The organism is Dactylosporangium sp. McL0621 (assembly GCF_049995355.1).
Taxonomy (GTDB): domain Bacteria; phylum Actinomycetota; class Actinomycetes; order Mycobacteriales; family Micromonosporaceae; genus Dactylosporangium.
Genome location: NZ_CP188259.1, coordinates 7,154,456 through 7,180,060, shown reverse-complemented (window position 1 = coordinate 7,180,060; position 25,605 = coordinate 7,154,456). Strand labels below are relative to the sequence as shown.

13 protein-coding genes and 4 pseudogenes are annotated in these 25,605 nt (G+C 70.7%); 7 read left to right on the top strand and 10 right to left on the bottom strand.

Features of this window, described 5'->3' with window-relative positions:
* Window positions 1–62 precede the first annotated feature (62 nt).
* From ACPPVO_RS33805 to ACPPVO_RS33780, 6 genes are all read right to left on the bottom strand, one after another.
* Window positions 63–875 carry a DUF4118 domain-containing protein gene (locus tag ACPPVO_RS33805; protein ID WP_426502594.1) on the bottom strand — a complete coding sequence of 271 codons (813 nt, stop codon included), beginning with the start codon at window positions 873–875 and terminating at the stop codon, window positions 63–65.
* 96 nt (window positions 876–971) lie between these two features.
* Window positions 972–2,558, bottom strand: coding sequence for a phytoene desaturase family protein (locus ACPPVO_RS33800; protein ID WP_426502593.1), 1,587 nt, complete (start codon window positions 2,556–2,558; stop codon window positions 972–974).
* Window positions 2,559–2,780: 222 nt separating this feature from the next.
* Window positions 2,781–6,899, bottom strand: a complete 4,119-nt coding sequence (locus tag ACPPVO_RS33795; RefSeq protein ID WP_426502592.1) for a glycoside hydrolase family 38 C-terminal domain-containing protein — start codon at window positions 6,897–6,899, stop codon at window positions 2,781–2,783.
* A complete protein-coding gene (locus ACPPVO_RS33790; RefSeq protein ID WP_426502591.1) occupies window positions 6,896–7,765 on the bottom strand; it encodes a carbohydrate ABC transporter permease in 870 nt (289 codons plus the stop codon). The genes ACPPVO_RS33795 and ACPPVO_RS33790 overlap by 4 nt, the downstream gene beginning before the upstream one ends.
* Complete coding sequence (locus ACPPVO_RS33785; protein ID WP_426502590.1) at window positions 7,762–8,739, bottom strand: carbohydrate ABC transporter permease; 978 nt, start codon at window positions 8,737–8,739, stop codon at window positions 7,762–7,764. Before ACPPVO_RS33785 ends, ACPPVO_RS33790 begins: the two co-directional genes overlap by 4 nt.
* Before the next feature lie 52 nt (window positions 8,740–8,791).
* Entirely contained in the window at window positions 8,792–9,949 is a 1,158-nt protein-coding gene (locus ACPPVO_RS33780) for an ABC transporter substrate-binding protein (RefSeq protein ID WP_426502589.1), read from the bottom strand.
* A 470-nt stretch (window positions 9,950–10,419) separates the two neighbouring features.
* Between ACPPVO_RS33780 and ACPPVO_RS33775 the strand changes: the two are divergent.
* The 3 genes and pseudogenes from ACPPVO_RS33775 to ACPPVO_RS33765 form a co-directional block, all read left to right on the top strand.
* Window positions 10,420–10,585: pseudogene (locus ACPPVO_RS33775) on the top strand (IS6 family transposase); the annotation flags it as partial.
* 112 nt (window positions 10,586–10,697) lie between these two features.
* Window positions 10,698–11,066 carry an Mth938-like domain-containing protein gene (locus tag ACPPVO_RS33770; RefSeq protein WP_426502588.1) on the top strand — a complete coding sequence of 123 codons (369 nt, stop codon included), beginning with the start codon at window positions 10,698–10,700 and terminating at the stop codon, window positions 11,064–11,066.
* Window positions 11,067–11,830: 764 nt separating this feature from the next.
* Window positions 11,831–13,405 (top strand): sensor histidine kinase, encoded by a 1,575-nt coding sequence (locus ACPPVO_RS33765; protein ID WP_426502587.1) that lies wholly within the window; start codon window positions 11,831–11,833, stop codon window positions 13,403–13,405.
* A gap of 70 nt (window positions 13,406–13,475) precedes the next feature.
* On the opposite strand, the pseudogene ACPPVO_RS33760 reads toward ACPPVO_RS33765, so the two are convergent.
* Window positions 13,476–13,559, bottom strand: a pseudogene (locus ACPPVO_RS33760) (RtcB family protein); the annotation flags it as partial.
* 279 nt (window positions 13,560–13,838) lie between these two features.
* Between ACPPVO_RS33760 and ACPPVO_RS33755 the strand changes: the two are divergent.
* From ACPPVO_RS33755 to ACPPVO_RS33745, 3 genes are all read left to right on the top strand, one after another.
* Complete coding sequence (locus tag ACPPVO_RS33755; protein WP_426502586.1) at window positions 13,839–15,047, top strand: cytochrome P450; 1,209 nt, start codon at window positions 13,839–13,841, stop codon at window positions 15,045–15,047.
* 584 nt (window positions 15,048–15,631) lie between these two features.
* Window positions 15,632–20,980, top strand: a complete 5,349-nt coding sequence (locus tag ACPPVO_RS33750; RefSeq protein ID WP_426502585.1) for an AAA family ATPase — start codon at window positions 15,632–15,634, stop codon at window positions 20,978–20,980.
* 243 nt (window positions 20,981–21,223) lie between these two features.
* Window positions 21,224–22,135 carry a DUF2267 domain-containing protein gene (locus ACPPVO_RS33745; RefSeq protein ID WP_426502584.1) on the top strand — a complete coding sequence of 304 codons (912 nt, stop codon included), beginning with the start codon at window positions 21,224–21,226 and terminating at the stop codon, window positions 22,133–22,135.
* 7 nt (window positions 22,136–22,142) lie between these two features.
* On the opposite strand, the gene ACPPVO_RS33740 is transcribed toward ACPPVO_RS33745, so the two are convergent.
* A complete protein-coding gene (locus tag ACPPVO_RS33740; RefSeq protein ID WP_426502583.1) occupies window positions 22,143–23,786 on the bottom strand; it encodes an MFS transporter in 1,644 nt (547 codons plus the stop codon).
* Window positions 23,787–23,863: 77 nt separating this feature from the next.
* Between ACPPVO_RS33740 and ACPPVO_RS33735 the strand changes: the two are divergent.
* Window positions 23,864–23,995 (top strand): annotated as a pseudogene (locus tag ACPPVO_RS33735) (IS5/IS1182 family transposase); the annotation flags it as partial.
* 292 nt (window positions 23,996–24,287) lie between these two features.
* On the opposite strand, the gene ACPPVO_RS33730 reads toward ACPPVO_RS33735, so the two are convergent.
* Both ACPPVO_RS33730 and ACPPVO_RS33725 read right to left on the bottom strand, forming a co-directional pair.
* Window positions 24,288–25,124 carry an Hsp70 family protein gene (locus ACPPVO_RS33730; protein ID WP_426502582.1) on the bottom strand — a complete coding sequence of 279 codons (837 nt, stop codon included), beginning with the start codon at window positions 25,122–25,124 and terminating at the stop codon, window positions 24,288–24,290.
* Window positions 25,125–25,209: 85 nt separating this feature from the next.
* A pseudogene (locus ACPPVO_RS33725) lies at window positions 25,210–25,599 on the bottom strand (Hsp70 family protein); the annotation flags it as partial.
* Window positions 25,600–25,605 lie beyond the last annotated feature (6 nt).

Sequence of the window (25,605 nt, the reverse complement as noted above, 5' to 3'; positions counted from 1 at the left end):
ATAGTCGACTACTGAGCACTACTGGCGACTGACACGCAAGCAGCGCAAGCCCCTCACGGCCGCTACGCAGGGGCGCAGGGGATGGTGGCCGATAGCAGGGTGCCGCCGCCGGCGGGGCTTGTGATGGTGAGGTGTCCGCCGAGTGCCTCGACGCGGTCCCGGAGGCCGGTGAGGCCGGCCCCGCGGTTTGGGTCGGCGCCTCCGACGCCGTCGTCGTGGATCGACAGGTGTAGGGTCTCGTCCCGGGTTGCCGCCTGCATGTGCACCACCGTGGCGTGGGCGTGTCTGGCCGCGTTGGTCAGTGCTTCGGACACGACGTGATACGCGGCAACCTCAACCACTGGGGGCATGCGCGGGCCGGCGTGAAGGTCGAGTTCGACCGGTACCGGTGATCTGGGGGCGATGCGTTGTGCGACTGGGGGCAGCACTGCGGGTGGGTCGTCTGCGTGCAGCAGCAGCCGGGCCATCTCGGCGTTGAGATCGGATTCCTCGGCCTGGACGGTGCGCAGCCGGGACAGGTCCGCCACCGCGCTCGTGGACACCCCGACGATGAGCAAGACCGCCAACCCGACGATTTGCCGCATGTCAAAGACGACGAACCTGCCGACGGGCAGGACATGAAAGAAGACGAACGCCACGGTGCTCGCCACCGCTGTGGCCATCCCCAGCCACATTCCCCACACCAACGAGGCCACCAGCACGCCGACGATGTAGATGACGATGTACATCAAGCCTGGGAAGAACGGTGTCATGACCGCCCAGAGTGGATAGACCAGGAGGGTCTCCACCACGATCAGCAAGGCGGCGACCGCGATCCCCAACCATCGGGGCGGGGGTGTCGGTCGCACCAGCCGGGACAGCGAACCGGAGTCCATTTATATCAGGTTAGTCCAATTTCTAGTCTTCAGTTCGTGGAGGTACCGGCGGTTCAGAGAGATGCCATCGGATGTCACTACAAGCGATTCTGTGGGTCAGCGCCGTCGAGCCTGCCGTCGGGTCAGTCTCGTTGCGACCATGTGCCCGGAGCCGCCGCCGAGGCCTGACCCGGGATGGGTGGCGGCACCGATGTGCCACAGCCCGCGTACCGCCGTAGCGTGCCGTCCGGACGAGGGCAGCGGCCGCCACAGGAAGCTTTGATGCAACTCGGCACAGCCGCCGTACGGGTCGCCGTCGACCGCATTCGGGTTGTGCTCGGCCAACTGCGTTGGCGTGACCACGTCGACGGCGAGGACCTTGGCCCGAAGATCCGGCGCGTGTACGGCGATCCGGTCGAGGATTCGGTCGGCGTATCCCCGGACGAGGTCTTCTTCCCAGCCCTGGCCCACGTCCAGCACGCCGGCGACATCACCGCGCGGCGCGTACGGAATCTCCTGGAGCTGCAGCCACAACGCCGCGCGTCCGGGCGGGACCCGCACCGGGTCGAGGAGGAACTGCTGCCCGACCACCACGGTTGGTCGCGCGGGCAGCAACCCCGCCTCGGCCTCGGCGCGGGCAATGCCCGTGCTGGCCGCGCCGTCGGACAGGTGCACGATCGGCATCGTGCCGAGCCGCTCGTCACGCCAGCCGAGCGGAGCGGACAGCGCGACATGGATCTGCATCGCGGCGCGGCCGTACCGGAATCTGTGCGCCTCCTCACGCACCCGCGCATTCACGGTGCCCTGCGGCAGGAGGCTGCCGTACAGCGCCGTCGGCGTCACCGAGGCCGGTACCGCCCGCCGGGCCCGGATCACCCGGTTGCCGGCCGGCACGCCCACGGCCCGGCCCCGCTCCACCAGGATCCGCTCGACCGGTGTACCCGTCTCGATCGGGACCGTGAGCGTGTCGAGCAGCGAACGGAACGCCTCGACGAATCGGCCGGCGCCGCCGGCCACGACCGGCGTGCCGTACCCGTGCAGGGTCGCGGCCAGCAGCGGCACCATGAATCCGCCTCCGGCGTGGTCGGGCGACAATCCCGCGTGCAGGAGCCAGGGGGTGAGCAAGTGGTCAACCTCGTGGCCGCGGAAGTTCGCACGTACATACCCACGGCCGCTCGTGACGATCGAGCGCAGCCAGGACTCCAAGCCGGCGCGGCCGCCGATCCGCAGCAGCCCGGCGACGTGGCGCAGCAGCGTCGGTGAGCGTAGTTCGCTGCTCATGAGTCCGGAGATCGGGCCGATGTTGTCGCCCAGCCGTCGCAGGGACGCCAGGTAGGCGGTGCGGTCGGCCGCGACCGCGAACCCGTCGGCGGTAACCACAGGGTCCCGGTGCGCCGCCGTCACCCGCCCGTCGTCGGCCACGCTTGCGCACAGCCAGCCTTCGGTGTTGCGGTACTGCAACCCGTGCTCGGCCAACGGTTGCCGCAGCCGTGCGAACACCGGCCCGGCGAGGAACAGCGGATGCCAAGACGAGTACGTGTCGTGCAGGTATCCGGGCAGCGTGCGCTCCTCGGTGGCGATGAACCCACCGAGGTCGCGATTGCGTTCAACCAGCGCGACGGACCAGCCGGCCAAGGCTAGCTCCGCGGCGGCGACCGGCCCGTTGACCCTGGAGCCGACCACGACGGCATCGACTGTCGTCACCCACCAGCCTGCGCCGCCGGAACCCCGACCCGGTTCACCCGCATGGTTGGATAGGGTGTCTCGGGCTTCCTTCGCCGGCCGGTCGACGGGCGGACCATCGGGCTCATTGTGGACACCCGCCGACACCCTGAACGCCGCATGCCCCCTTGTACTGCTCACTCACCCGGCTTCCCAGCCGAAGCCCCGCCACCGCGAAAAGCACGGGACCGCCACCGATGTGTGTCATGAGGGCAAGCATGTTTTGTCAGCGCGGCGGTCACCATCCGCGGCGCGAGGGTGACGGTCCACGCGGAGAGCGTCTCCATACGCGGCAGGGGCCGGCTGATCGAGGCGGCCAGCGGCACCATCGCCATCGCTGGGCCGAATGATGACGCGAATAGGTTCGGCGTAGGTGATGCGCCCGTAGGCGCAGATCTTGGGCTGGGCCCAGAACTCCCCGGGCGGCGTCGCGGCCGGGACGGCGACGTGGAAATCGACGGATGCCGTGGACCCGGGTTCGATGGTGAAGCCCTGGGTCAGGTTGCTCGTCAGCGGCCAGATGTGGTGCGGGGTGATGAGCTGGACGTAGCCGTGCAGCGGCGTGCGGAGGGCGTGGCTCACCCGCACGCGTGCCCGGCTTCGCATCCCGGGGCTCAGGGTGAGCTGCTCGATCTCGCTGCGGGCGCGCAGCAGCGGCCCCGGCTCGGGCCGGCCGACGGGCACGATGAACACGTCCTCCAGGTGCTGGCCCTGGTGGGTGATGCTCGCCGCGACCGCGTACCAGCCGGGCGCGGCGGCGTCGGGAACCGTGACCGTGACGGGCACGCCGAGGTAGCCGCCCGCGACGACTGTCACGGGCTTCGATCCGGGTGTGGCGACCCATCCCTCGGGCGCTCTGACGAGCAGCGTCCCGTCGTAGCCGGCGTCGGTGTTGTCGCAGACGATCTGCGCGCGCAGCCGCAGGCCGGCCGCGGTGCCACTGTCTCCCTGCTCCTCGTCCGGGCGGAGAGTGAGCGTGACCGGCAGGTTGCCCATGGGCGCGGGGCCGCAGTTGTGCAGCCAGTAGCGGGTGAACATGGGCTGCACCGGTTCGCTGCCGGCGACGAGCGCCGTCCGGCCCCGCTCGGCCCAGGCCGGCGACAGGGCGAGTGAGGCGATTCGGTACCCCTCGACGTCGAACTGCACCTGCCGGCCGTCGTGCTTCAGGGCAGCGCCCGGCCGGTCGAGCAGGTCGCTGGCCGCGGCCGCGGTGACACCGCCGGCGAGGCGGATCGCGACGCGGCCGGTGCGGCCGTGGGGCTCGTAACCGCGCACGATCAGGCCGTCGCCGGCGTCCGCGGGGGCCGCGACGCCGGTGGCGAGCGGTTCCCCGCGCGGCTTGACCGCGGTGACGACGAAGCTTCCGGCGGGCTCGACGCTCAGCAGGGAGCCGGTGGCCGGCAACGGGCCGCGGGCGGCCGGTGCGACCGTCGCGGTGAGCGGGTGGTTGACGGACTGCCCGGCGGCCACGAACCCGGCGGTGCGCCAGCCGCCGGGGCCGCTCACCAGGTGGTACTCGAAGCGCCTGCTGGTGTGGTGCTGGAAGCTGCGCCCACCCGGTGCGTTGAGATCCGGCACGTTGATCGCCGTTCCCGTGGGCCACCCGGTGCAGGCGCGAGCCAGCGACATGTTCAGCGTGCCGTCGGGCTCGACCGCGAAGCCGGGGGTGCCGCGGTTGAGGAGCGCGACGGTGTAGCCGTCGACGGTGGTCTCGTTGTGGTGGAGCGCCAACGGCTGTGTGACGTGGACGTTCGCGTCGCAGAGGTCATCGAGGAGATCGGTGACGGCCGAATGCTCGGCCTGCGCGTCGGTGCCAGCGATCAGCAGTACCGGCAGATCGCGGATCGGGCGCACGTCGGCGCCCGGCCGCCACACCTCGCCGAGCGGCCGTTCGGCCGGAATCCACAGGCGGGCGGTGCCGGTGGCCTCGAGCTGAGCGGCCAGCTCAGCGGCGATCGCTGCCGGCGCCCGGTCTAGGAGCTCGGCGACGAAGCCGTTGCGCTGCGGGGTACCGACCGCGACGCGGCAGTCGGGCAGGTTGGAGTCGGTGTCCAGCGCGCCGTAGCGGTTGCCCGTCGCGGTCGTCACGGTGGCGGTGACACCTGCCCGGGCCAGTCCGACGGCGAGGCGCCGGGTCGAGGGCATGCCCTGATCACCGTCGGGGACGACGATCTCGGCGATCGACACCGCCCGGGAACGCTCGCCGCGGTGCTGTGGATCGTGCAGGTGGACGGTCAGCGCCGCCCCGAGGCCGAACCACCGGTGCGCCGTGTTGTCCAGGGTCCGGGGATGTTCCGCCGCGTCCGCGTCGAGCAGCGCGTAGCCGCGGCCGATGACGGCGGCCGCGGTCTCGCTGATGGGCATGCCGCTCGGGACGTCGCAGGGGATGCGCACGCGCAGGAGCCGGTCGGTGGCGGCGAAGCCGTCGACGGCCGTGGCGAAGTCGATCCGGTCGATGCCGTGCCACAGCGTGGTGTACTGCGTGTAGCGGCATCCGTCGATTTCCGCGGTCACGACGATCCGTTCGCCGATCGGGCAGCGTTCGACGGTGACGCCGGCCGCCGCGTCCGAGCTGCGCCAGACGACGTCGCGGGGGAGCAGGTGCCACGGGCCTTCGCCGAACTCCGGATGGTCGGGGTGTTCGGCGACGCAGACCAGTTCGTTGCCCACCCGGCCCGGCGGGAGGATGTCCCGGCTGGAGGCGAGGTCGGTGATCTCGGTCAGCGCGCCGCCCTGCCCGGGATCCGCGCGAAGCCGGTAGCGGTCGTTGGCGATGCTCGTCGTCTCGACGCGCCGCCACGCGGACGCCGACGGCTCGGGGGCGCCGGGCCGCAGGCGGTAGGTGCGGTAGCCCATCGACGGCACGTCGCGCGCGACCCATCGCAGCAGCACCCGGCCGGGCCGCCCGTCGGAGGCGTGCTCGAGGGTCTCGGTGAGGTACGGGACCGGGGCTCCGCCGTTGTCGGTGAGCGTGACCCCTCCGGCGTTGTCGAGCTCGATGTCCAGGCTGACGGTGTCGGTCCGGGTGTGCGCCAAGGGATTGAACACGACGAGCGCGGTGCCCTCCCCGCGGGTGTCGACGTGCCCGGCCAGATGCCGGCGGGCCGCCCGGTCGACGTCGGCGGCCAGGTCGTGTGCCTCGCGCCAGCCCGCGATCAGGTCGAGATAGACCTGGTCGGACTGGGTTCCGGTGATCGCGTCGTGGTGCGCGCCGAACAGCAGCAGCCGCCACGCCTTGTCGATGGCCGCGGCGGGGTAGGCCGCGCCGTGCAATGCGGCGAAGGTGGCCCACTTCTCGGCGTCCAGCAGCAGCGTCTCCACCAGGCGGTGGGCCTGCTTGGTGTCGATCGCGGTGACGTCCTTGCCGGTGTAGATCGGGTTCATGTCGCGGGTCTGGGGCGTGGCGTGCACGCCCCTCGCGGCGAGCTCGCCGCGGACGGCGGCGAAGAAGTCCCGCGGCAGGCCCAATTGGAGCCGCACATGCGGGTACCGCTCGTCCCAGGCCGCCCGCAGCTCGGTGACCCATCGCATCGGCGGGCTGAAGTCGCTGCCCATCGGAATCATGACGTTGTGGGTCGCGGCGGCCGGCCGGAGCTCGGTGAACAGCTCGTGCAGCTCTGCCGCCGCGGTCCGCGGGTCCTGGGCGGCGTCGAGGCTGAAGCCGGCCGAGTAGTGACCGGCCATGTAGTGGGTGAGCAGGCCGTCGCCGCTGGGCGAGACCCACTCGAACTCGGTGGGGAACTGGACCGGCCCGAACGGCTTGCGATGTTCGCGGATGTTCCAGCTGGTCAGCATCGGCCCCCACTGGTGGTAGGGGCCCCGCGCGAAGGCGATCGAGGTCAGCCCGGCGCCGGCCATCACCTGCGCGAACTGCGGATCGTGGCCGAACACGTCCAGCTGCCACGCGGTGGCCGGGTCCCCTCCGATGACGTTGCGCTGGAATCCGACGCCGTGCACGGCGTTGCGGATCGTCGTCTCGACGCCGGTGAGGTTCGTGTTGGGCTCGTTGTAGGTACCGCCGACCAGCTCCAGGCGCCCGTCCGCGATCAGCCGCCGGATCAGCTCGCGATCCTCGGGATACGTGTCCCAGTACGGCTTGAGATAGTCCACCTCGGCCAGGACCACGCAGTACTGCGGGTCCTCGCGGGTCTTCGCCAGGTGCGCCTTGACGAGGCTGAATGCGCTGTGCCCGGGCCAGGCGAAGCGCGCCGCGCCCGCGTCGGCCACCTGCGGGTGGTCCCACGTCTGGGTGTACGCGGACTGGGTGTTCCACCACACGGGGTCGTAGTGGAAGTGCGGGACGAGCCAGACGGTCCAGGTCACGCCTTCACGGCTCCCTGCATGATCCCGCCGATGATCTGCTTGCCGAGGACGAGGAACACCAGCAGTATCGGCGCCGTGCTGATCAGGGTCCCGGCGAGCACCAGCGAGTAGTCCATGTAGTACCCACCGGCCAATGTGGACAGTGCGACCTGCGCGGTCGGGTTGCCCTGGCCGAGGGCCAGCAGGGGCCAGAAGAAGTCGTTCCAGGCGTTCATGAAGGTGAAGAGCGCGAGCACCGCGGCGACGGGCCGCGCCGCCGGCAGCACCACGTGCCAGTACAACCGGTGCGTCGAGCAGCCGTCCATCCGGCCGGCCTCCAGCAACGCGGTTGGCAGCGCCTCGGAGAGGTACTGGCGCATCAGGAAGACGCCGAACGCCGATGTGGCCGCCGGGACGATGACCGCCTGCAGGTGTCCGGTCCAGCCCAGCCATTGGGACATCATGATGTACAGCGGGATGATGCCCAGCTGGGCCGGCACCATCATCGTCACGAGGAGGAATCCGAGCAGCGCGTTGCTGCCGCGGAAGCGCAGCTTGGCGAAGGCGAACCCGGCCAGCGTGCTGGTGAGCACCACGGAGACCGTGACCACCGTCGCGATGATCAACGAGTTGGCCAGCGCGATACCGAAGTTGGCCTGGGCGTACGCCTGCTGCAGGTTGGCCCACAGGTGGGTGCCCGGCAGCAACTTGGGCGGCCAGCTTCCCGCCGCGGAGTCGTCGTCGGACGCCGCGACCAGCGACCAGTACAGCGGAAACGCCGACACCGCGGTGATGAGGCCCAGTAGCACGTAGGTCCTCGTTCCGGCGCGGCGCTGGCCCGGCGCCGGAGACCTGCGGTGGGCACGGGAAACCGGTATGACGGTCATGAGGAACTCCGAATGCGTCGGGACAGCAGGTAGTTCACGCCGACGGCCAGCACGATGATCATGAACATGGCCCAGGACACGGTGGCCGCGTAGGCGTACTTGCCGTGCGTCCAGAACTGCTCGTAGACGTACATGGCCAGGGTCTGGAACTGGCGCGAGTCGCCGCCGGTCGGGCTCTGGCCCGGGTTGAACATGAGCGGTTCGGTGAAGAGCTGGATGGTGCCGATGGTCGACATGATGACGCTGAAGATGATGGTCGGCCGCAGCGCCGGGACGGTGATGGTGCGGAACTTCTGGAACTGCCCGGCGCCGTCCAGGTCCGCCGCCTCGTAGAGGTCTTCCGACACCGCCTGCAGAGCGGCGAGGTAGAGCAGCGAGTTGTAGCCGGTCCACCGCCAGGTCATCATCACGGCCAGCGCCAGCCAGGACTGCCAGGTGCCCGCCTGCCAGTCGACCTTGCCGAGGCCGACCAGGCTGAGCACCCAGTTGATCAGGCCGAAGTCGCGCCCGAACAGCTGAGCGAAGATCACTCCGACGGCGGCCACCGAGGTGATATTGGGCAGCAGGACGCCCATCCGCAGCAGCGTGCGGCCGCGCATCCGGCGCTGCAGCAGGTGGGCGATCCACATCGCGAGCAACAGTTGCGGCACGGTGCCCAGCACGCCGATCGCGGCGGTGTTGCGCAGCGCGTTCCAGAAGTAGTCGTCGTGCGCCAGCCGTACGAAGTTGCCCCACCCGACGAACGTGTGGTCGCTGCCGGGCACGTCGCGGTTCCACTGGGTGACGGCCATCCAGCCGGTGTAGAGCAGCGGGAACAACCCGAACACTGCGAACACCAGGAAGAACGGGGCGATGTAGAGGTACGGCGTGCCGCTCACGTCGAACTTGTGACGCAGGCGGGACCACCGATCCGCCGTCGCCGGTGCGGTGTCCCGCCGCTCGGGCACCGTCGACACGGGTGCGAGGACTGCCATCAGGCTCGTTGTTCCTTTCCGGGTCTTCCGCTACGGCCGAGGATCGCGTGGACTACGGCTCGGTGGCATTCGCGACGTCCTTGAGCACCTGGTGCCACGCCTGCGCGGGGCGCTGCTTGCCCTTGTCGACCCGGTTGATCCCCAGGCCGATCAGCGGTCCGATGTCGCCGTCTTTCGGGCCCTGGTACTGCGGCCGCAGGCTCTTCGCCGCCGCGGTGAAGATCTGACCGGTCGGCGCGTCGTTGAAGAACGCGTTGGTGTTGCCGAGCACGGCCGGGTCCTCGTACAGCGCAGCCTGGCTGGGCAGGTGCCCCTGGGTGCGGAAGATCCAGCTCGCCTGCTCGGGCGCGGTCAGGAACATGGCGAGCTCGGCGGCCTCCTTGCGGTGCTTGCTCTGCTTCGGCACGGTCAGGAACGAGCCGCCCCAGTTGCCGCTGCCGCCGGGGATCGTGGCGATGTCCCACTTGCCGCTCGTCTGGGGGGCGTTCTGCTTGATCGTGTCGGTCATCCAGGCCGGGCAGGCGACGGTGGCGAACGACCCGCGCTGAAACCCGGCGTTCCACTGCTGGCTGAACGTCGCCAACTTCGCCGACTCGCCGGCCTGCACAGCCTCGACCGAGAGGTCGAACGCCTCCTTGACGGCGGGGTTCTCCGCCACCACGACCTTGTTGCTGGGGTCCGTGTAGCCGACCGGCGCCTGGCCCATCATGGCGTTGAAGATGTTGGAGCCCGAGTCGAACCAGGCCACGCCGTCGGGCGCGTTGGCCTTGAACCGCTTGCCGGCCGCGATGTACGACCGCCAGTCCGGCCACAGCGCGGCCACCTCGTTGCGGTCGGTCGGCAGGCCGGCCTGCGCGAACAGGTCCCGGCGATAGCACATCGCCAGGCCGCCGACGTCGGCGCCCAGGCCCATCAGCCGGCCGTCGGCGCCGGTCGCCTGCTGCGACTTCCAGTCCAGCCACTGGCTCGGGTCGGCGCCGTAGTCCTTGAAGTCCACGAACCGGTCCGCCATGACCCTGAACTGCGACATGTAGCCGCCGTCGATGGCCTCGATGTCGCCGGTGCCCGATCCGCCGAGCAGGTGCGCCTGCAGGTTCTTGTGGTGGTCGTCGTACGAAACGACGTGTTCGACGATCTTGACCCCGGGATGGCTCTGCTCGTACCTGGTGTACAGGTCGCGATATCCGAAGTCACCGAATGTGCTGACCACGAGCTGTGTTTCGCCCGGCCGGGTGGAACCGCATGCGCCCACCGCCGTGGCAACGAGCACCAAGCAGCCCAGCATCAGCACTGCCAACGCTTTGGGCCTGCGTGTGTGCATTGAGTCTCCTCAAAGTGTCCTGCGTTTGGTACGGGTGCCGATAGCGATGTGGACGTTGTCTCGATGGCTGGCCGATCGCGCAACGCCGCAGCTCAGGCGGTTGCCGGAAACCGGCGGGGGCGATTTCCGGAAACTCTAGGCCGACGTCTTTAGTCCTGTAAAGACCGAATTTCGAAGAAATTCCAACTTGTCCGCAAATCAACAAGTACGGCGGAGGGGTGCCGTCGTGTTGAGCGTCGGCGAGATCGAGGCAGGCTTGAGCGGTGAAGTCATCGACCCGGCCTGATCTGTGGCTGCCTGCCAAGCCGGCGTTCGCCGGGCTCCTGTTACCGCCGGAGGTACGTTGAGCGGTTGCTGTTGAGCGTGGCGTGGAGGTCGACCATGTCACCGTGTTCCGGTGGGTGCAGCGGTTCACGCCGCTGCTGGCCGACGTCGCCCGGTTCTGCCGGGCACTCACCAGGCGATAGGTGGCACGTTGACGAGACGTCCGTGAGGGGCAACGGAGTCTGGCGGTACGTATACCGCGTGACGCCGAGGCGGCCCGGCGGTTCTTCCGCGGACCCGTCGGACGTTAATTGTCGGCATAGGCTGGCCCAGGGCGACATGAGCGCAGCGGCGTACAGCCGGGAGGTGAAGGATGAAGCCTCACATCGATGGGACGAGGTTCGGTTCGATCACAGTCGACGGAACCGTTTTCAACCACGACATCATCATTCAGCCCGACGGCCGGGTAAAGAAGCGGAAGAAGAAGCTCTCCAGAGCCGTCTACGGCACGTCACATACGATCTCGCGACAAGAAGCGAGGTACGTGTACAAGCAGGCGGCCGGCGCGGAGCGCTTGATCGTGGGCGGCGGCCAGGACGGCAACGTAAGACTCTCGCCCGAGGCGGCCGCCTATCTGAAACGAAGGAATTGCCGCGTGAAGCTGGCGCCGACGCCCAAAGTGATCACTGTTTGGAATCGGACGAAGGGCGCGGCGGTCGGGCTGTTCCATGTAACCTGTTGACCCAGCCAAGGCGGCGACTCGCAGACTCCGGTCCAGTGCCCACTGGAGCGAGCCGGGGCTCGACCGATGTCGTTGCGAAGGACGTTCGCCGGCAACAACAGCGGTGAATGGTTGTCCGCAGACACCTTGGCTCACGACGCCGCCGCCATCCACGCCGACGCGAGGATCGGCTGAGCGCGCAGGCGTTGCCGCAGAAAGGTTCCGGGGCGACGCGTCCGTGGCTGCCCTCCGGCGGCGGTCCTCACGCCGACGGTGGTTGCGACCCCTCCGGTGGTGCCGACCGAGTCCCGGCCGATCGTCCACAGTGGGGTCGAGAGCTGCGCCGGGATGGACCGGCACATCGCCCAGCGCTTGGTCGCCGACGGAGACCGTCGTGGCCGGCACCGGAGGAATAGGTGCCGACCGTCTGATCCGCGGCGCTGGACCCATCGCAGTCGTCCGCCTGGCCGTCGCGATCCCGGCCCTTCTCGCACTCCTGCCGCTGCTGGTCGTCCGGGTGCTCGCTTGCCCTGCGCAGAGGCCGAGGCCGGGCTCCGTAGCCCTTACTCCGGGCTGGCCACTTCAGGCTGCAGCCGTGAAGCCCGAACCCGGTACCGGACGGCCGGGTGATACGAGGGTAGTGACGGTTTCGTGATCCGGCCACAACGTGACGATCGGGTCGGGGCGCGGCGGATGCCTACGCGTGCGCGGTAACCTAGTAGACGTGTGATTATGGCCGCATTCGATCCGGATTAGCCTATTTGTCGAGCGGACCCTTGCCGGCCGTGTCCGCGATCGTCGCTTTGTCGGTGGCCGCTGTTGTCGGTCTGAGCAGTTCGGGGCTGCTGAGCCCGTGGTGGTCGCTGGTCGTCAGCGACGCTGGGGAGGTCTCCGCCGCGCTCGCTGGGACCCTTGCCTGCTGGATCACCGCTGCTCGGCATTCCGGCGCGCAGCGGAGGTGGCGGCTGTGGATGGGCGCCGCGACATGCGGTTGGATGATCGCGCAGTCCCGCTGGGCCTGGCGCCAGCTGTTCGGCAACGTCGCGCTGCCCGTCCCGTCGCCTGTGGATGCCGTCAACCTGATCCTGGCGGTCTTCGCGCTTGCGGCGATCATCGTCCTGGCCACCGACCAGCCCGCGCGGGGCGCGCTGCGGCGCCCCGCGGGGCTGCTCGTGATGCTCCTCGACGGGCTCATTGTTGTGGGTGCGTTGTTTGTGCTCACCTGGGCTACCGCGCTCGGATCGGTGATGCGGGCCGGTGCGGCCACCCCGTTCGGCTACTGGGTTGCGATCTCCTTCCCGGTCACCGATCTGGTGCTGACCGTCATCGTCATTCTGGCCATCGCCGTATCCGCTTCGGCGGCGAACCGGGTACAGCTGATCGTTCTCGGAGCCGGACTGTTCTGTGTGGCGTTCTCGGACAGCGTCGTCGCGTACCTGCTGTCCGAGGGCGCGCAGAGCATGTCGCCGCTGGCCAATGTCGGGTTCGTCGCCGGGCCCGCTCTCGCCGTAGTCGCCGCGCTGACCCCGACCCGGAAGACGCCGCGCTGGGCGGTGCGCCCGGACGCACGCTGCGGCCACCTGTTGCTGCCCTACGTGCCCGTCGTCGGTACGGCCGTGCTGTTCATCGTCCAGCTCATCCGGGGCACCCCGATAGATAGCGTCGAGATCGTCGTCGAGACCGCGGTCATCGGAATGCTGATCATCCGCCAGGCGGTCACGCTCGCACAGAGCGCCAACCTAGTCGCGTCGAGGGCGCGGCTCGTGCTCGCCGCCGACCAGACCCGCCGACGGCTCGAGCGCGACCTGCACGATGGCGTCCAGCAGCGGCTCGTCTCGCTGGCGCTGGACATCCGCCAGGCCCAGGCCGACGTGCCGTCGGAGCTGACGCAGCTTCGGAAGCGGCTTTCGGGCGTCGTGGCCGGGTTGAACGGCACGGTCGACGACGTGCGGGAGATCTCGCGCGGCGTGCACCCTGCGGTTCTCACCGAGGGCGGCCTGCGACCCGCGCTGCGTACGCTGGCCCGCCGCTCCGCCCTCCCGGTGGAGCTCGACGTGCACGTGGACGGCCGGCAGCCGGAACCGGTCGAGGTCGCGGCGTACTACGTGGTTGCGGAGGCGCTGACGAACGCCGTCAAGTACGCCCAGGCCTCGCTCGTCCACGTCGGCGTGCAGGTCCGGGGCAACTACCTGCACCTGTCGGTGCATGACGACGGTGTCGGTGGCGCGGACCCGAAGCGCGGCACAGGCCTCATCGGACTCATCGATCGCGCCGAAGCACTGGGCGGCACCCTCACCCTCGACGCCCCGCACGGCCAGGGCACCCGCCTGCAGGCCGATTTCCCACTCGACCGACCGTGACCCGGTTGGAATAGCAGCGGGTCCCGTTCGTCAGGCCGTTGCCTTGCTGGGCATGCGGGTTCCAAAACCCCCGGCCGGCGCCGTGGCAGGTCGAGGCGAACGCCGGCGCGCCCGGCCGGCCGGTGAGCACGTACGACGCGGTGCCGCAGGTGCCGGTTGACGCGGGCGTAGTCGGCGGCCGCGGCCATCGCCCCGAGGTATTTGCGCCCGAGCGGCGACCTGCCTGCGCAGCGGCTCGGGCAGCGGCGCGTGGCCGAGCCCGGCGAGCTTCTGCTTGCGCGCTCCGGCGGCGTAGCCGAGGAGCGCCTTGAGCAGCGCCAGCTCGGCGGCGGGGTTGTTGCTCGCCGTCGCGCCCCGCAGACGTTAGTTACTACTGGCGTTTGTACACATCCGGCGGGCGTTTGCCCGTGGGCCGTACGGGTAGCCGGCGGCGATGGCTACCCTCACCGCCAGCGACCTGCACGCCTGGCTGGAGCGCCGCCGCCGCGACGGCGTCGTCACCTACGACCCGCAGCAGCGCTCCGCCACGGTGCTCGGCCACCCGGAGACCGTCGCGGTGCTCGCCGACGCCGCGGTGTACTCCTCAGACCTCGGCGACCTCATGCCCCGGCAGGAGGACTTCGAGCTGTTCCAGCGGGGCAACTTCGTGCGCATGGACCCGCCCCGCCACGGGGCCCTGCGCCGCCTGGTGAGCCAGGCGTTCACGCCGCGGGTGGTGGCCGGCCTCGAGCCGCGCATTGCCGAGCTGACCGAGGCGCTGCTGTCCGCCCGGGCCGGCGAGCGCGGGTTCGACCTGATCGAGGACCTGGCGTACCCGCTGCCGGTCATCGTCATCGCCGAGCTGCTCGGCATCCCGACCGAGGACCGGCCGCTGTTTCGCAGCTGGGCCGACCGGCTCTTCGAGCGCACCGACGCCGGCCCCGACGAGTCACTGCCGCGCCTGGCGAGCGAGGAGTCCCTGGCCGCAGCCGCCCCGGCGGTCCGCGAGATGAACGCCTACCTGCTCGCCCACATCCGCGCCCGCCGCGCCGCCCCGGCCGACGACCTGATCGGCCGCCTCGTGCAAGCCGAGGCCGACGGCGCCCGCCTGGACGACGAGGAGATCGTCGGCTTCGCCGGTCTGCTGCTGCTCGCCGGTCACATCACCACGACCGCGACGCTGGGCAACGCGGTGCTCTGCCTCGACGAGCACCCGGACGTCGCGGCCGACCTGCGGGCCGACCCGGCGCTGCTGCCCGGCGCGGTCGAGGAGGTCATCCGGCTGCGCACGCCGTTCCCGCGCCTGGTCCGCCGGGCCACCACCGACACCGACCTCGCCGGCGTCACCGTCCCGGCCGGCACGCTGGTCGTCACGTGGCTGGCCGCCGCCAACCGCGACGAGCGCGTCTTCGCCGACCCGGCCCGCTTCGACCCGCGCCGCTCCCCAAACCCGCACCTGGGCTTCGGCCACGGCCTGCACTTCTGCCTGGGCGCGCCGCTGGCCCGTATGGAGGCGCGCGTCGCCCTGGGCATCCTGCTGCATCGCTACGCCGACATCGCCGTCGATACCGCCGAGCCCGCCGAGTTCCGCAACCCATGGGTGATGATCACCCCAACGCGGCTGCCGGTCGCGGTGAGCCCGGCCACGGTCCCGGCCGGTTGAGCCGTTCTCAGGTCGACCAGAAGCCGTGGTCCTCAAGCTCGGCCACAAGCCGCCTGCCTTCCGGGCTGAAGGCCAGACTCCCGTAGTTGCCTCGGTGGCCGACCGGCGGCAGCGCGGCTGGCGGGTGGACGCCGTGCGGGACGACCGCAGACGCCACCACCCGGACCTGGTCGCCCGGGCAGAGGTCGGCGAGAGTAACCGCGAGCGGCCCCGAGCGGTAATCCGAATCATGGCCGCGTCGGCCCGCGTAGGGCATGCAATCACAGGTCACCTGCGTCGCGCGACCGTACGGGACTGGTTGTGCGGGCCTACATCCAGCCGGTCGGCTAGCGCTACCGGGCTTAGCGCCGCGTCGCGTTCTCATGAACAGTCGCCAGCACCCTCGAATGGTGTTATGCACGGTATGAGGCGCCGACAATTCGCGGAGGTGTCGGATGGGGAGCGGTGGAGCCCTGTCGGGCCGAGACCCGCCCATTCGGGGCGAAACAGTGCACGAGAGCGAACGCACGCGCGTGACTCGGCTGTTCGTTGCTGGGCGCAGGGTCATCCGTAAGGAGCCGCTGGGAGCGGACGCGCAGCGGCGGATGCAGCACGAGTTGGCGATCCTGGGGCGGCTGCGTGGTGTCGTGGGCGTCGCGCAGCTGGTGGAGGTGCCGCGGTGCCCGGAGTCGATTGTGGTGGAGGACGTTGGTGGCACGAGCCTGGCTGGGCTGGCGAAGCCGCTGGCGGTCGATGATCTGATCGGGCTTGCGGTGGAATTGGCGCGGGCGGTGGCGGGGATGCACCGCCGTGGGGTGATACACAGGGACATCACGCCGGCGAACATCTTGATCTCCCGCGACGGCGCCCCCTGCTTGGTGGATTTCGCCTTGGCGACGTCGCTGGCCGAGCTTCGTCCCGGGTTCACGCATCACACCGAGATCGTCGGGACGTTGGCGTACCTGGCGCCGGAGCAGACTGGGCGTACCGGCCGGTCGGTGGATCAGCGTGCCGACCTGTACGCGCTGGGCGCCACCCTGTACGAGTTGGCGACGGGTCAGCCGCCGTTCGGTTCCGGGGACCCGCTGCGGCTGACGCATGACCATCTGGCGCGGGTGCCGATTCCGCCGGCGCAGGTGAACCTTGCCGTGCCGGCGCCATTATCCGAGATCGTCATGCATCTGCTGGAGAAGGAGCCGGACAACCGGTACCAGACGGCCGACGGCGTGGTCCACGACCTGGAGCGGCTGCGCGACGCGGATCCATGTGCAGTGGCTGAGCTGCGGGTCGGTGAGCGCGATGTTCCGCTGCGGCTGCTGCCGCCGTCGCGGCCGGTGGGGCGCGATGAGGAGGTAGCCGCGCTGGAGGCGGCGTTCGAGGACGCGCTGGAGGGCCGATGTCGTGGGGTGCTGGTCGGCGGGGCGCCGGGGGTGGGCAAGACGGTGCTGGTCGATGAACTGCGGCCGGTGGTGACGGGCCGGGACGGCTGGTTCGTGGCCGGCAAGTTCGACCCGTATCGGCGGGATCTGGAGTTCGACGCTGTCTATCAGGCGTTTCGGGCGTTGGGTCGGCTGTTGCTGGCCGAACCGGAGGGTGAGCTGGCCGAGGTCCGTGGGCGGATCTTGGCGGCGATCGGGCCGAACGCGGGTCTGATGTCCGCGGTGGTGCCGGAGTTCGCGGCGTTGCTGGCGGTGCCGCCCGATCCGGGGGATCCGCTGACCGCGCAGGTGCGGGCGCAGCGAATGGCGGTGGAGCTGCTCCGCGCGGTCGCCTCGCGGAAACGGCCGGTGGTGGTGTTCGTCGATGACCTGCAGTGGGCGGGGCGTACGCCACTGGGCTTCGCGGACCTGGTGCTGAGCGAGGAGCCGGTCGACGGGCTGTTGCTGGTAGGCGCCTACCGCGAAGGCGACGTGGACGCGACGCATCCACTGGCGGCGCAACTATCCCGATGGCGGGAACAGCCCGGAGTGCGGCACCTGCAACTGGCCAACCTGCCGGTACCCGGCACGATCGCCATGGTTGCGGAGATGCTGCACGTGGACGAGGCCGCGGCGGCGGGCCTGGGCGAGGCGATCAACCCGCATACGTCGGGCAATCCGTACGAGGCGGTGGAGATGCTCAACGCGCTGCGTCGTGACGGTGTGCTGACGGCGGCGGCCGGGTGGCGGTGGGACGCGGCGGAGGTGCACGCTTACCTGGGCCGGTCGGAGATGGCCGGCTTGCTGACGGCGCGGGTTGAGGCCGTGCCTCCAACGTCCCGGCGGATGGTGGAGGCGATGGCGTGTCTTGGCGGGCGAGCCGAGCTGAGCGTGCTGCAGACCGCCGTCGCCGCGCCGGTAGGCGAGGTGGAACAGGCGCTGGCGCCGGCCCTCGATGAGGGCCTTCTGGTCGCTGAGCCCGGGGAGCGGGAGGCGGTGCGATTCCGCCACGACCGGATCCGCGAGGTGGTCCTGCGCGGGGTGGATCCGCAGCGGCGGCGCACCCTGCAGGTGGCGATGGCACGGCGGCTGGCCGGGGTGACGGAGTTGTTCGCGGTCGCGGCGGAGCAGTATCTGGCGGTGGTCGACGCGGTCGACGACCCCGCGGAGCGGCGGGTGGTGGTGGGACTGCTGCGGCGCGCCGCCGACCAGGCGGCGTTGATCGGGAACTACGCGCTGGTGAACGCGCTGTTGGCCGCCGCGCTGCGGCTCATCGGCCCGGCCGAGACGGCCACGCTCCTCGAGGTGCACACCGGCCGGCACGCCGCCCTGTACAGCATGGGGCGCCTGGAGGAAGCCGATGACGAGTACCGCACGATCGAGGGGTTGTGCACCACCGGCTTCGACCGCTCGGACGCGACGGTGGTGCAGGTGCGCAGCCTCACCCACCGGAGCCGCTTGGCGGAGGCGATCGGGCTTGGCCTGGCGTCGCTGCGTGAGCTGGGTGTCGTCATGCCAGCCGCAGACCGGCTCCCGATGCAGCTCGACCGCCGGCTCGACGACCTGTACCAGTGGCTCGACCAAACCGAAGACGTCGACGAGCTGACTCGGCCGGATGCCACCGAGCCGACGCTGCTCGCCGCGAGCCGTCTGATCAACGCAGTCCTGCCAGCGGCCTACTTCACCGCCCGCGCCACGTTCGCCTGGCTGAGCCTGGAAGCGCTGCGGGCCTGGATCGAGTGCGGCCCCGCCCGTACCCTGCTCGGCCCGGCCAGCCACGCCGGCTTCGCTGCTGTGGCGGTGCGCGGCGATTACGCCGTCGGGTACCGGACGTTGCGGCGGTTCGTCGCGCTGGGCGTAGCGCGCGGCTACGAGCCCGACACCTCGCAGACCCGATTCCTGTTCTCTCTGCAGGGCTGCTGGTTCGAACCGGTCGAAAGCTGTGTCCAAGCAGCTCAGCGGGCGCGCGAAGGGCTGATCGCGGGAGGCGATCTGGCCAACGCCGGCTACACCTACCACTCCACCGCGGTGAGCATGCTGGAATGCGTGCCATCGCTGGACGCCTACGTCGCCGAGATGGGGATCGGGCTGACCTTCTTGCGGCGTACCGGCAGCGAGCAGACCATCCAGTGGCTCGACAGCTACCGGTGGCTGGCTGGTGTGCTGCGCGGCGAAAGCTCCGTCGCGGCCGGGACGACAGTCCCGTTCGACCGATACGCCGACAGCCCGTGGGCGCTGTTCCACGTGCACATCAACCGCGCGATCGCCGCCGCCATCCTCGATGATCTGGCCGGCCTGACATGGCACACGGCGGCGGCGATGCCGCTGCTAGCGGCTGCTGCCCACGGCCTCTACGCGACTGCCCTGGCGCGCCTGCTGCGCGGCCTGGCCCTCGCCGGGCAGGCCCGCGCCAGCCACGGTGACGAGCGCGGCCCTCTGCTGTGCGAACTGGACGAGGTGACGCAGTGGCTGGCCGCCCGGGCCGCGGACGCGCCGGCGAACTTCCGGCATCTGCTGCGGTTGCTCGAGGCGGAGCGGGCCTGGGCGGTCGGCGACTTCCGCGCCGCCGTCCTCGGCTTCGACGCCGCCCGGCGCGACGCCGCCCAGGTGCAGCGGCCGTGGCACCGGGCCCTGATCACCGAACGCGAGGCGCGCTTCTTTCTCGCCCACGGCGTCGAACACGTCGGTCACGACCTGCTCGCCGAGGCCCGCCAGGAATACCTCGCCTGGGGGGCGACCGCGAAAGTCGACCAACTCGACTGGGCGTACCCGACGCTGCGGCCACCGGCGGAGGCGATCGCCGCACCCGGCGCCGACCAGCCGGGTGGTCCCGCCCATCGTCGCTCCACCGTCACGACCGGAACGATCGACCTGCTCGGCATCCTGTCCGCCTCGCAGGCGCTGAGCTCCGAGACCAACGTGGCCGGGCTGCACTCCCGTCTGGTCGAGGTGGTCAGCGCGATGACCGGCGCCACCGGCGTCCATCTGCTGGTCTGGAGCGACGACCGGCAGGACTGGCAGCTGTCCGCAGCCGGCGCCGACGGCGGCGCCGTCCCGGTCAGCGGTACCGGTCACGAACACGCCGTGCCGATGTCCGTGCTGCGATACGTCCAGCGGACGCGTGAACTGCTGGTCGTGGGCGACGCCACCCGCGACGACCGCTACGCCCGCGACCCGTACTTCACCGACATCACCTGCTGCTCGCTGCTGGTCGTGCCCATCGTCAACCGCGGCACACTGCAGGCGGTGCTGCTGCTCGAGAACCGCCTCATCCGCGGCGCGTTCACCATCGAACGGCTCGACGCTGTCAAACTCATCGCCGGCCAGATCGCCGTCTCCCTCGACAACGCCCACCTGTACGCCGACTTCCGCCGCATCGCCGACGAACAGACGGCGTTGCGGCGGGTGGCGACGCTGATCGCCCACGGAGCCGGGCCCGATGTCGTGTTCGCCGCGGTGGCCGACGAGGTCGGCACGCTGTTCGGCGCCGACGGCACGGCGATCGTGCGGTTCGAGCCCGACGGGGAGGTGACGGTGCTGGGCGGCTATGGGCTCGAGCAGTCCCGACCGGGCTGGCGCGGCAAGCCCGACCCTGAGACGGCCACGGCGGCGGTCCAGGCCACAGGGCACGCGGCTCGCCGCGACGTGGACGACCCGACGCCGTCGCGCCGGCCCGGGATCACCCTCGTGGGCATCCGCTCCGTAGTCGCCAGCCCGATCGTGGTCGAGGGCCGGGTCTGGGGCGCCATGCGCGTCGGATCGGGGCGCCGACGACTGTCCCAGGACACCGAACAACGGCTGGCCGACTTCACCGAGCTCATCGCGACCGCCATCGCCAACGCCGAAAGTCGGGCCGAGCTCACCACGTCGCGTGCTCGGATCGTCGCCACCGCCGACGACACCCGCCGGTGTATCGAGCGGGACTTGCACGACGGCGCCCAGCAGCGGCTGGTCGTGCTGGCGCTGCAGCTACGCGCGGCGCAAGCGGCGATGCCGCCCGAACTCGACGCGCTCAACGCACAGCTCGACGCCGCCGTCGCCGGGGCGAGCGACGCACTGGACGAGCTGCGCGAGACCGCGCGCGGCATCCACCCGGCCATCCTGACCGAGGGCGGCCTCTGCCCGGCGCTGCGCACGCTCGCCCGCCGCTCACCGATCCCGGTCGACCTCGACATACACGCCCACGGGCGGCTCCCCGAGCAAATCGAGGTCAGCGCGTACTACATCGTCGCCGAGGCACTGACCAACGCGGCCAAACACGCGCACGCCTCAACCGTCACCGTCACCGTCACCGCAGACGCGCTCCTGCGCATCACGGTCCGCGACGACGGCGCCGGCGGCGCCGACTTCGCCCGCGGCACCGGCCTGCTCGGCCTCAAGGACCGCGTAGAGGCGCTCGGCGGCCGAATCCTTCTCCACAGCCCCCGGGGGGCAGGCACCGACCTGCGCGTAGAGCTCCCGCTCACCGCCACGAACAGCGACGACGCGCGTCGCGCGAACTTGAACGAGGCGAAGTTCGACCCGCGGTCGGAGTGATGGATCAGCTCCTGGTCGTCGTCGATGAGCGAGTTGTCGACGGGCCGGCCGACCGCGCGGCTTTGGGCGCGGGCGTCGCGAAAGGCGTGCCACGCGATACAGCGCCAGCCGTGCCGGCGTACCGACGGGACGGCGCGGTCGCGGCCGGCTCTACCGCGATGCCCGGGGGCGGTTGGAGGGGCGAAGGCCCGGACGTACAGTGAAATGTCGGAAATGACCCTCATCGGAGTGGGGAGACGGGCTATGGAGTACGACACCTTCATCGGGCTCGTGCGGGACCAGGGCGGCGTCGAGCCGGGTCGCGTGGACACGGTCAGCTGCATGGCCGTGAGTGTGCTGGCGCAGGGCATCTCGCCGGATGCCGCCGCCGGGCTCGCCGACCGGCTGCCCGACCGGCTCCGGCCGTACCTGCGCCACGACGGCCCCACCGAGAGCTACGGCGCCGACGAGTTCCTGCGCCGCCTCGGTCGGCACATCGAGGCCTCGCCCGCGGCCTCCGAGTACGCCGCGCACGCGGTGCTGATGGCCCTGCGCGAGGCGGCCGCGGGTGACGCGTACCGGCAGCTGCGCGCCGAGCTGCCGACCGACTTCGGCCCGCTGTTCGAGCCGGCCGGCGAGCCGCGCCGCGCCGAGCTGCAGCAGGAGGCGACCGGCCTGCGCGGCACCGGGACGGCCGCGCCGGAGGCCGCCGCGCGCGAGGAGGCGGGCACGGCGACCGACGTCATCGAGGCGCCGGCCGGCGGTCCGCCGGACTTCATCGGGGTGCTGTCCGCGGACGAGTTCGTCGACCGGGTCGCCGAGCGCGCCCGGCTCGACCGGGACGCGGCCCGCCTGGTCACCGACGCCGTCCTGGAGACCCTCGCCATGCGGGTCACCGCCGGGCAGATCGACGACCTCAAGCCGTTCGTCCCGCCCGAGCTGCACGCCGCGTTCGACCGCGGCACGCAGCGCAGCCGCGGCCGCCCGCGGCGCATGGACCTCGGGCAGTTCCTCGACGAGATCGCCGTCGCGGAGGGCCCGGGCGTCACCGAGGAACAGGCCGCCGCGCACGCTCGCGCCGTGCTCGCCGTGCTGCGCGACATCGTGCCGGAGAAGGAGTACCGCGACACGGTGGCGCAGCTGCCGAAGGAGTACTCCGCGATCCTGCCCGGCTGACCGCCGCTCAACGCTCGTTCGGGGCACCTGCCGGCAGCGGGTGCCCCGAGCGGGCACCGGCCGGCAGCAGGTGCGCGACCTCGGGAGCGGTCGCGGCGAGCGCGTACGCCCGGCGCTCCGCCTCGACCTCGAAGCCCGTCGCCCGATGGGAGTGCTGGCGTATGTGCTCCTCCCAGCTCGGCACCTGGAACACCTCTACGAACGTCCACGGATGCTCGCCCTGGCGGTACAGCCGCCATCGCGTCGCGCCGGTGCGCCGCCGGCCTTCCCCCACCTGCTCCAAGGCTTCCACGAACGCGGCCTCGTTCGCCGGCTCGACCCGGTAGGTCACGATGACGAGCACCGGGCCGGCCTCGGGCTCCGGTTCGAGTTCGAGGTGAGGCTCCGGCCAGTACACCGTCGGGTTCCGGTCGATGTGGTGGGTGTCGAACAGCGGCAGCAGCCGGATGGTGGCGGCGCCGAGTAGCATCGCGGCGCCGGCGGTCGCGAAAGCCCAGGCCAGGCCGGCGTGGGTGGCCACCGTGCCCCACAGCAGCGCGCCGAGCGCCTGGCCGCCGAAGATCACGATTTGGTACGCCGAGAGCCCGCGCGCCCGCACCCACACCGGCAGGAACAGCTGCATCTGCGCGTTGATGGTGGACAGGACCGCCACCCACGCGACGCCGGCCGGCACGAGCGCGACGGTCACCGCGAGCATGTCGTGCCACAGCGCGATGAGCAGCAGGCAGCCGGCGTAGGTGGCGCTGGCCACGAGCAGGGCGACGTTCGTCCGCAGCAGCCGGTGCAGGTGCGGCAGGGCGATCGCGCCGACGATCGCGCCGACGCCCAGGGCGGCCATGAGCGCGCCGTACCCGCCCGCGCCGACGCCCAGCAGCCGGCTCGCGACGAGCGGCAGCAGCGCCCACAGCGCGGTGGCGGGCACCACGAACAGTGTGGCGCGCACCAGGATCCGGCGGGTCACGGGAGAGTGGCGCACGTACCGGCCACCGGCGCGCAGCGCGGCCAGGAAGCGCTCCGGGTCCTCGCTCGCTGCCATCGGCCCCGGCCGCCAGGCGATGAGCACGGCCGCGAACACCGCGATCGACAGGGCGTTGAGCGCGAACACGGCCGCGATGCCGATCCACGCGATCACAAGGCTGGCCAGCGCCGGGCCGACGGCGCGGGCGAGGTTGACGCTGACGGCGCCGAGCGCCGAGGCATGGGCCAGTTCCCGCCGCGGTACCAGCTCGGGGATGAGCGCACCGAAGGCCGGGACCGTCAGCGCCGCGCCGGAGCCGAGCGCGAACGTCAGCGTCAGTATCAGCGCCGGCGTCATCTCGCCGAGCGCGGTCGCGACCGCCATCGCGGCAGCGACCGTCGTCATGAACAGCTGGACGGCGATGAGCAGGTGGCGGCGGTCGAAGATATCGGCGAGTACACCCGCGGGCAGGGCGAGCAGCAACCCCGGCAGCGTGGTCGCGGTCTGCACCATCGCGACGAGGATTTCCGCGCCCGGGATGGACACCAGCAGCCACTGGGCGCCGACCGTCTGCATCCACGTGCCGATGTTGCTGACGAGCATCGCGATCCACAGCGCGCGGAACGTCGGCACGCGCAGCGGCGCCCACGCCGAACCCGCCGGGCCGCTTACCTTTCCCAGCGTCGCGGTCACGTGAGCGACGTACCCACCCAGTACGACTTGTCTCGCTCCTACCGCGATTTCCGCGCAAGTCCGGTCACTGCACATGCAGGGCCTACGACTTCGACATCTACCGCCAGCGGGTCCGTGCCGAAGGCATCACCCCGCACATCGCCCGCCGCGGCGTCACGCACGGCTCCGGCCTCGGCGTGCACCGCTGGGTCGTCGAACGCACGGTCGCGCTGCCGCCATCATCTGCTACCGACGACTCAACCCTCGATCATTCTGTTAGGACCTGTCAGGCAATCGGGGCACGCGTCCCCGGCATGGCCCTTCCACGCGGCTCCGTCTGCCCCTCACGCACGTCGATCGATCAGCTGGTGCGTTGCTGCCAGATGGTCAGCAGGCTTTCCTCGTTGACGAATGGCGCGCCATTGAAGGAGTTGCTGATCAAAAGGCCCGTTGCCGGTGAACTATCGCTGTCCCAGTACACGAATGGGATCCCGTCACGGCTGCCCACAATGCGGCCACCACTCATGCCCTGGGCGTGGTACGTCGTCGTGTCATGGGAAATCTTGGCGCCGCCGGACCGGGCGTCGTTTCGACCTTCGGGGCAATCGGGTCGCCCGCTCGCGTGACCAGCACCGCCACGGCGAACCCCGCGACGGTGAGCGAACGGTGGGTCCGGTACCACCGTGGCGGCTGCGTGGTGTCGGCATCAGCAGTCGGCGACAGTGACACGGTCTCTGGCTGACGGGGTGGCAGTGCGTCGGTACGCGGCGGCGACGGTGCCGGTCCAACGGCTACCAGATCGGCAGCCGGGTCGAGGGCCTCGTCAGCGACAAGGTCCGCGGTGTTGCCAGCAGCCGGATCGACGGTCAAGCCGGTGGCGTCCAGCGCCCCCTGAGCAACGACGAGCTCGGGTTGTTCGATGATTGTCGGCGCTATGCCGAGGCGGCGGTGCAGCAGCGTCGCGACCAGCGGGATCCGGCTGGCGCTGCCGACCAGGAAGATTCCGGCGATGCGATCGGCCGGGACGGCGGCGCCGGACAGCGTGGCCGAGGTGGGCGAGACCGTACGATCGAGCCAGGGCCGTGCTCGCCGTTCCAACTCCTCACGCGTCACGAACGTCTCGGCATTCAGGAGCGGCAGGTGGATCGCCGCTGTGGTGCCCATCGACAACTGTTCCTTGGCCTCGCGTGCATCGTCGAGCAGCATCCGGCGGTGCCGCCGGTCGTTCAGTGTCGTCGGCTGGTCCAGGCGCCGCCAGGCGGCCGGGTCGGTGCCCGCGTACTGTTCCGCGACGTGGGCTACGACGACATGGTCCAGGTCGACGCCACCCACGTCGTCCAGTCCGTCGCTGGCCAGCACCCGCCAAGTCGGTATCGGATTGGCGTTGCACGACGCTCACGTCGAACGTGCCGCCGCCGAAGTCGTACACCACGACCGCAGATCCGACCGGCACCGGCCGATCGAGCACCCGGGTGAAGAATGCTGTGGCGGCCAACGGCTCAGCCAGCAGCTCAAGATTGTCCATACCGGCCTGGTGAGCGGCGGTGAGCAACAATTCGCGTCGCCTGGGCCCCCAACCGACCGGATGGGTCAGCACCGTGCGGGTGGGCGAACCACCGCCAACGCGCACCGCTTCGGCAACCACCCGACTCAGGACTGCCGCGATCAGGTCGACCACAGGCACCGCTGTCTCACCCAGCAGCACGTTGCCGTCGTCAATACACCGCTTCGGGTTCGGCTCGTACCGCGCCGGATCGCTGCCGGCGTATCGCTGAGCGTGGCGGCCGGTGACAGGTTGCCCATCGTTTCCGAGGAACACCGCCGAGGGCAGCATCGGCGA

What these genes read in the sequence shown, in the direction of transcription:
- ACPPVO_RS33750 (WP_426502585.1), top strand. Translation starts at nt 15,632, where the DNA reads ATGCAGCACGAGTTGGCGATCCTGGGGCGGCTGCGTGGTGTCGTGGGC.
- ACPPVO_RS33755 (WP_426502586.1), top strand. Translation starts at nt 13,839, where the DNA reads ATGGCTACCCTCACCGCCAGCGACCTGCACGCCTGGCTGGAGCGCCGC.
- ACPPVO_RS33785 (WP_426502590.1), bottom strand. Translation starts at nt 8,739, where the DNA reads ATGGCAGTCCTCGCACCCGTGTCGACGGTGCCCGAGCGGCGGGACACC.
- ACPPVO_RS33770 (WP_426502588.1), top strand. Translation starts at nt 10,698, where the DNA reads ATGAAGCCTCACATCGATGGGACGAGGTTCGGTTCGATCACAGTCGAC.
- ACPPVO_RS33745 (WP_426502584.1), top strand. Translation starts at nt 21,224, where the DNA reads ATGGAGTACGACACCTTCATCGGGCTCGTGCGGGACCAGGGCGGCGTC.
- ACPPVO_RS33805 (WP_426502594.1), bottom strand. Translation starts at nt 875, where the DNA reads ATGGACTCCGGTTCGCTGTCCCGGCTGGTGCGACCGACACCCCCGCCC.
- ACPPVO_RS33790 (WP_426502591.1), bottom strand. Translation starts at nt 7,765, where the DNA reads ATGACCGTCATACCGGTTTCCCGTGCCCACCGCAGGTCTCCGGCGCCG.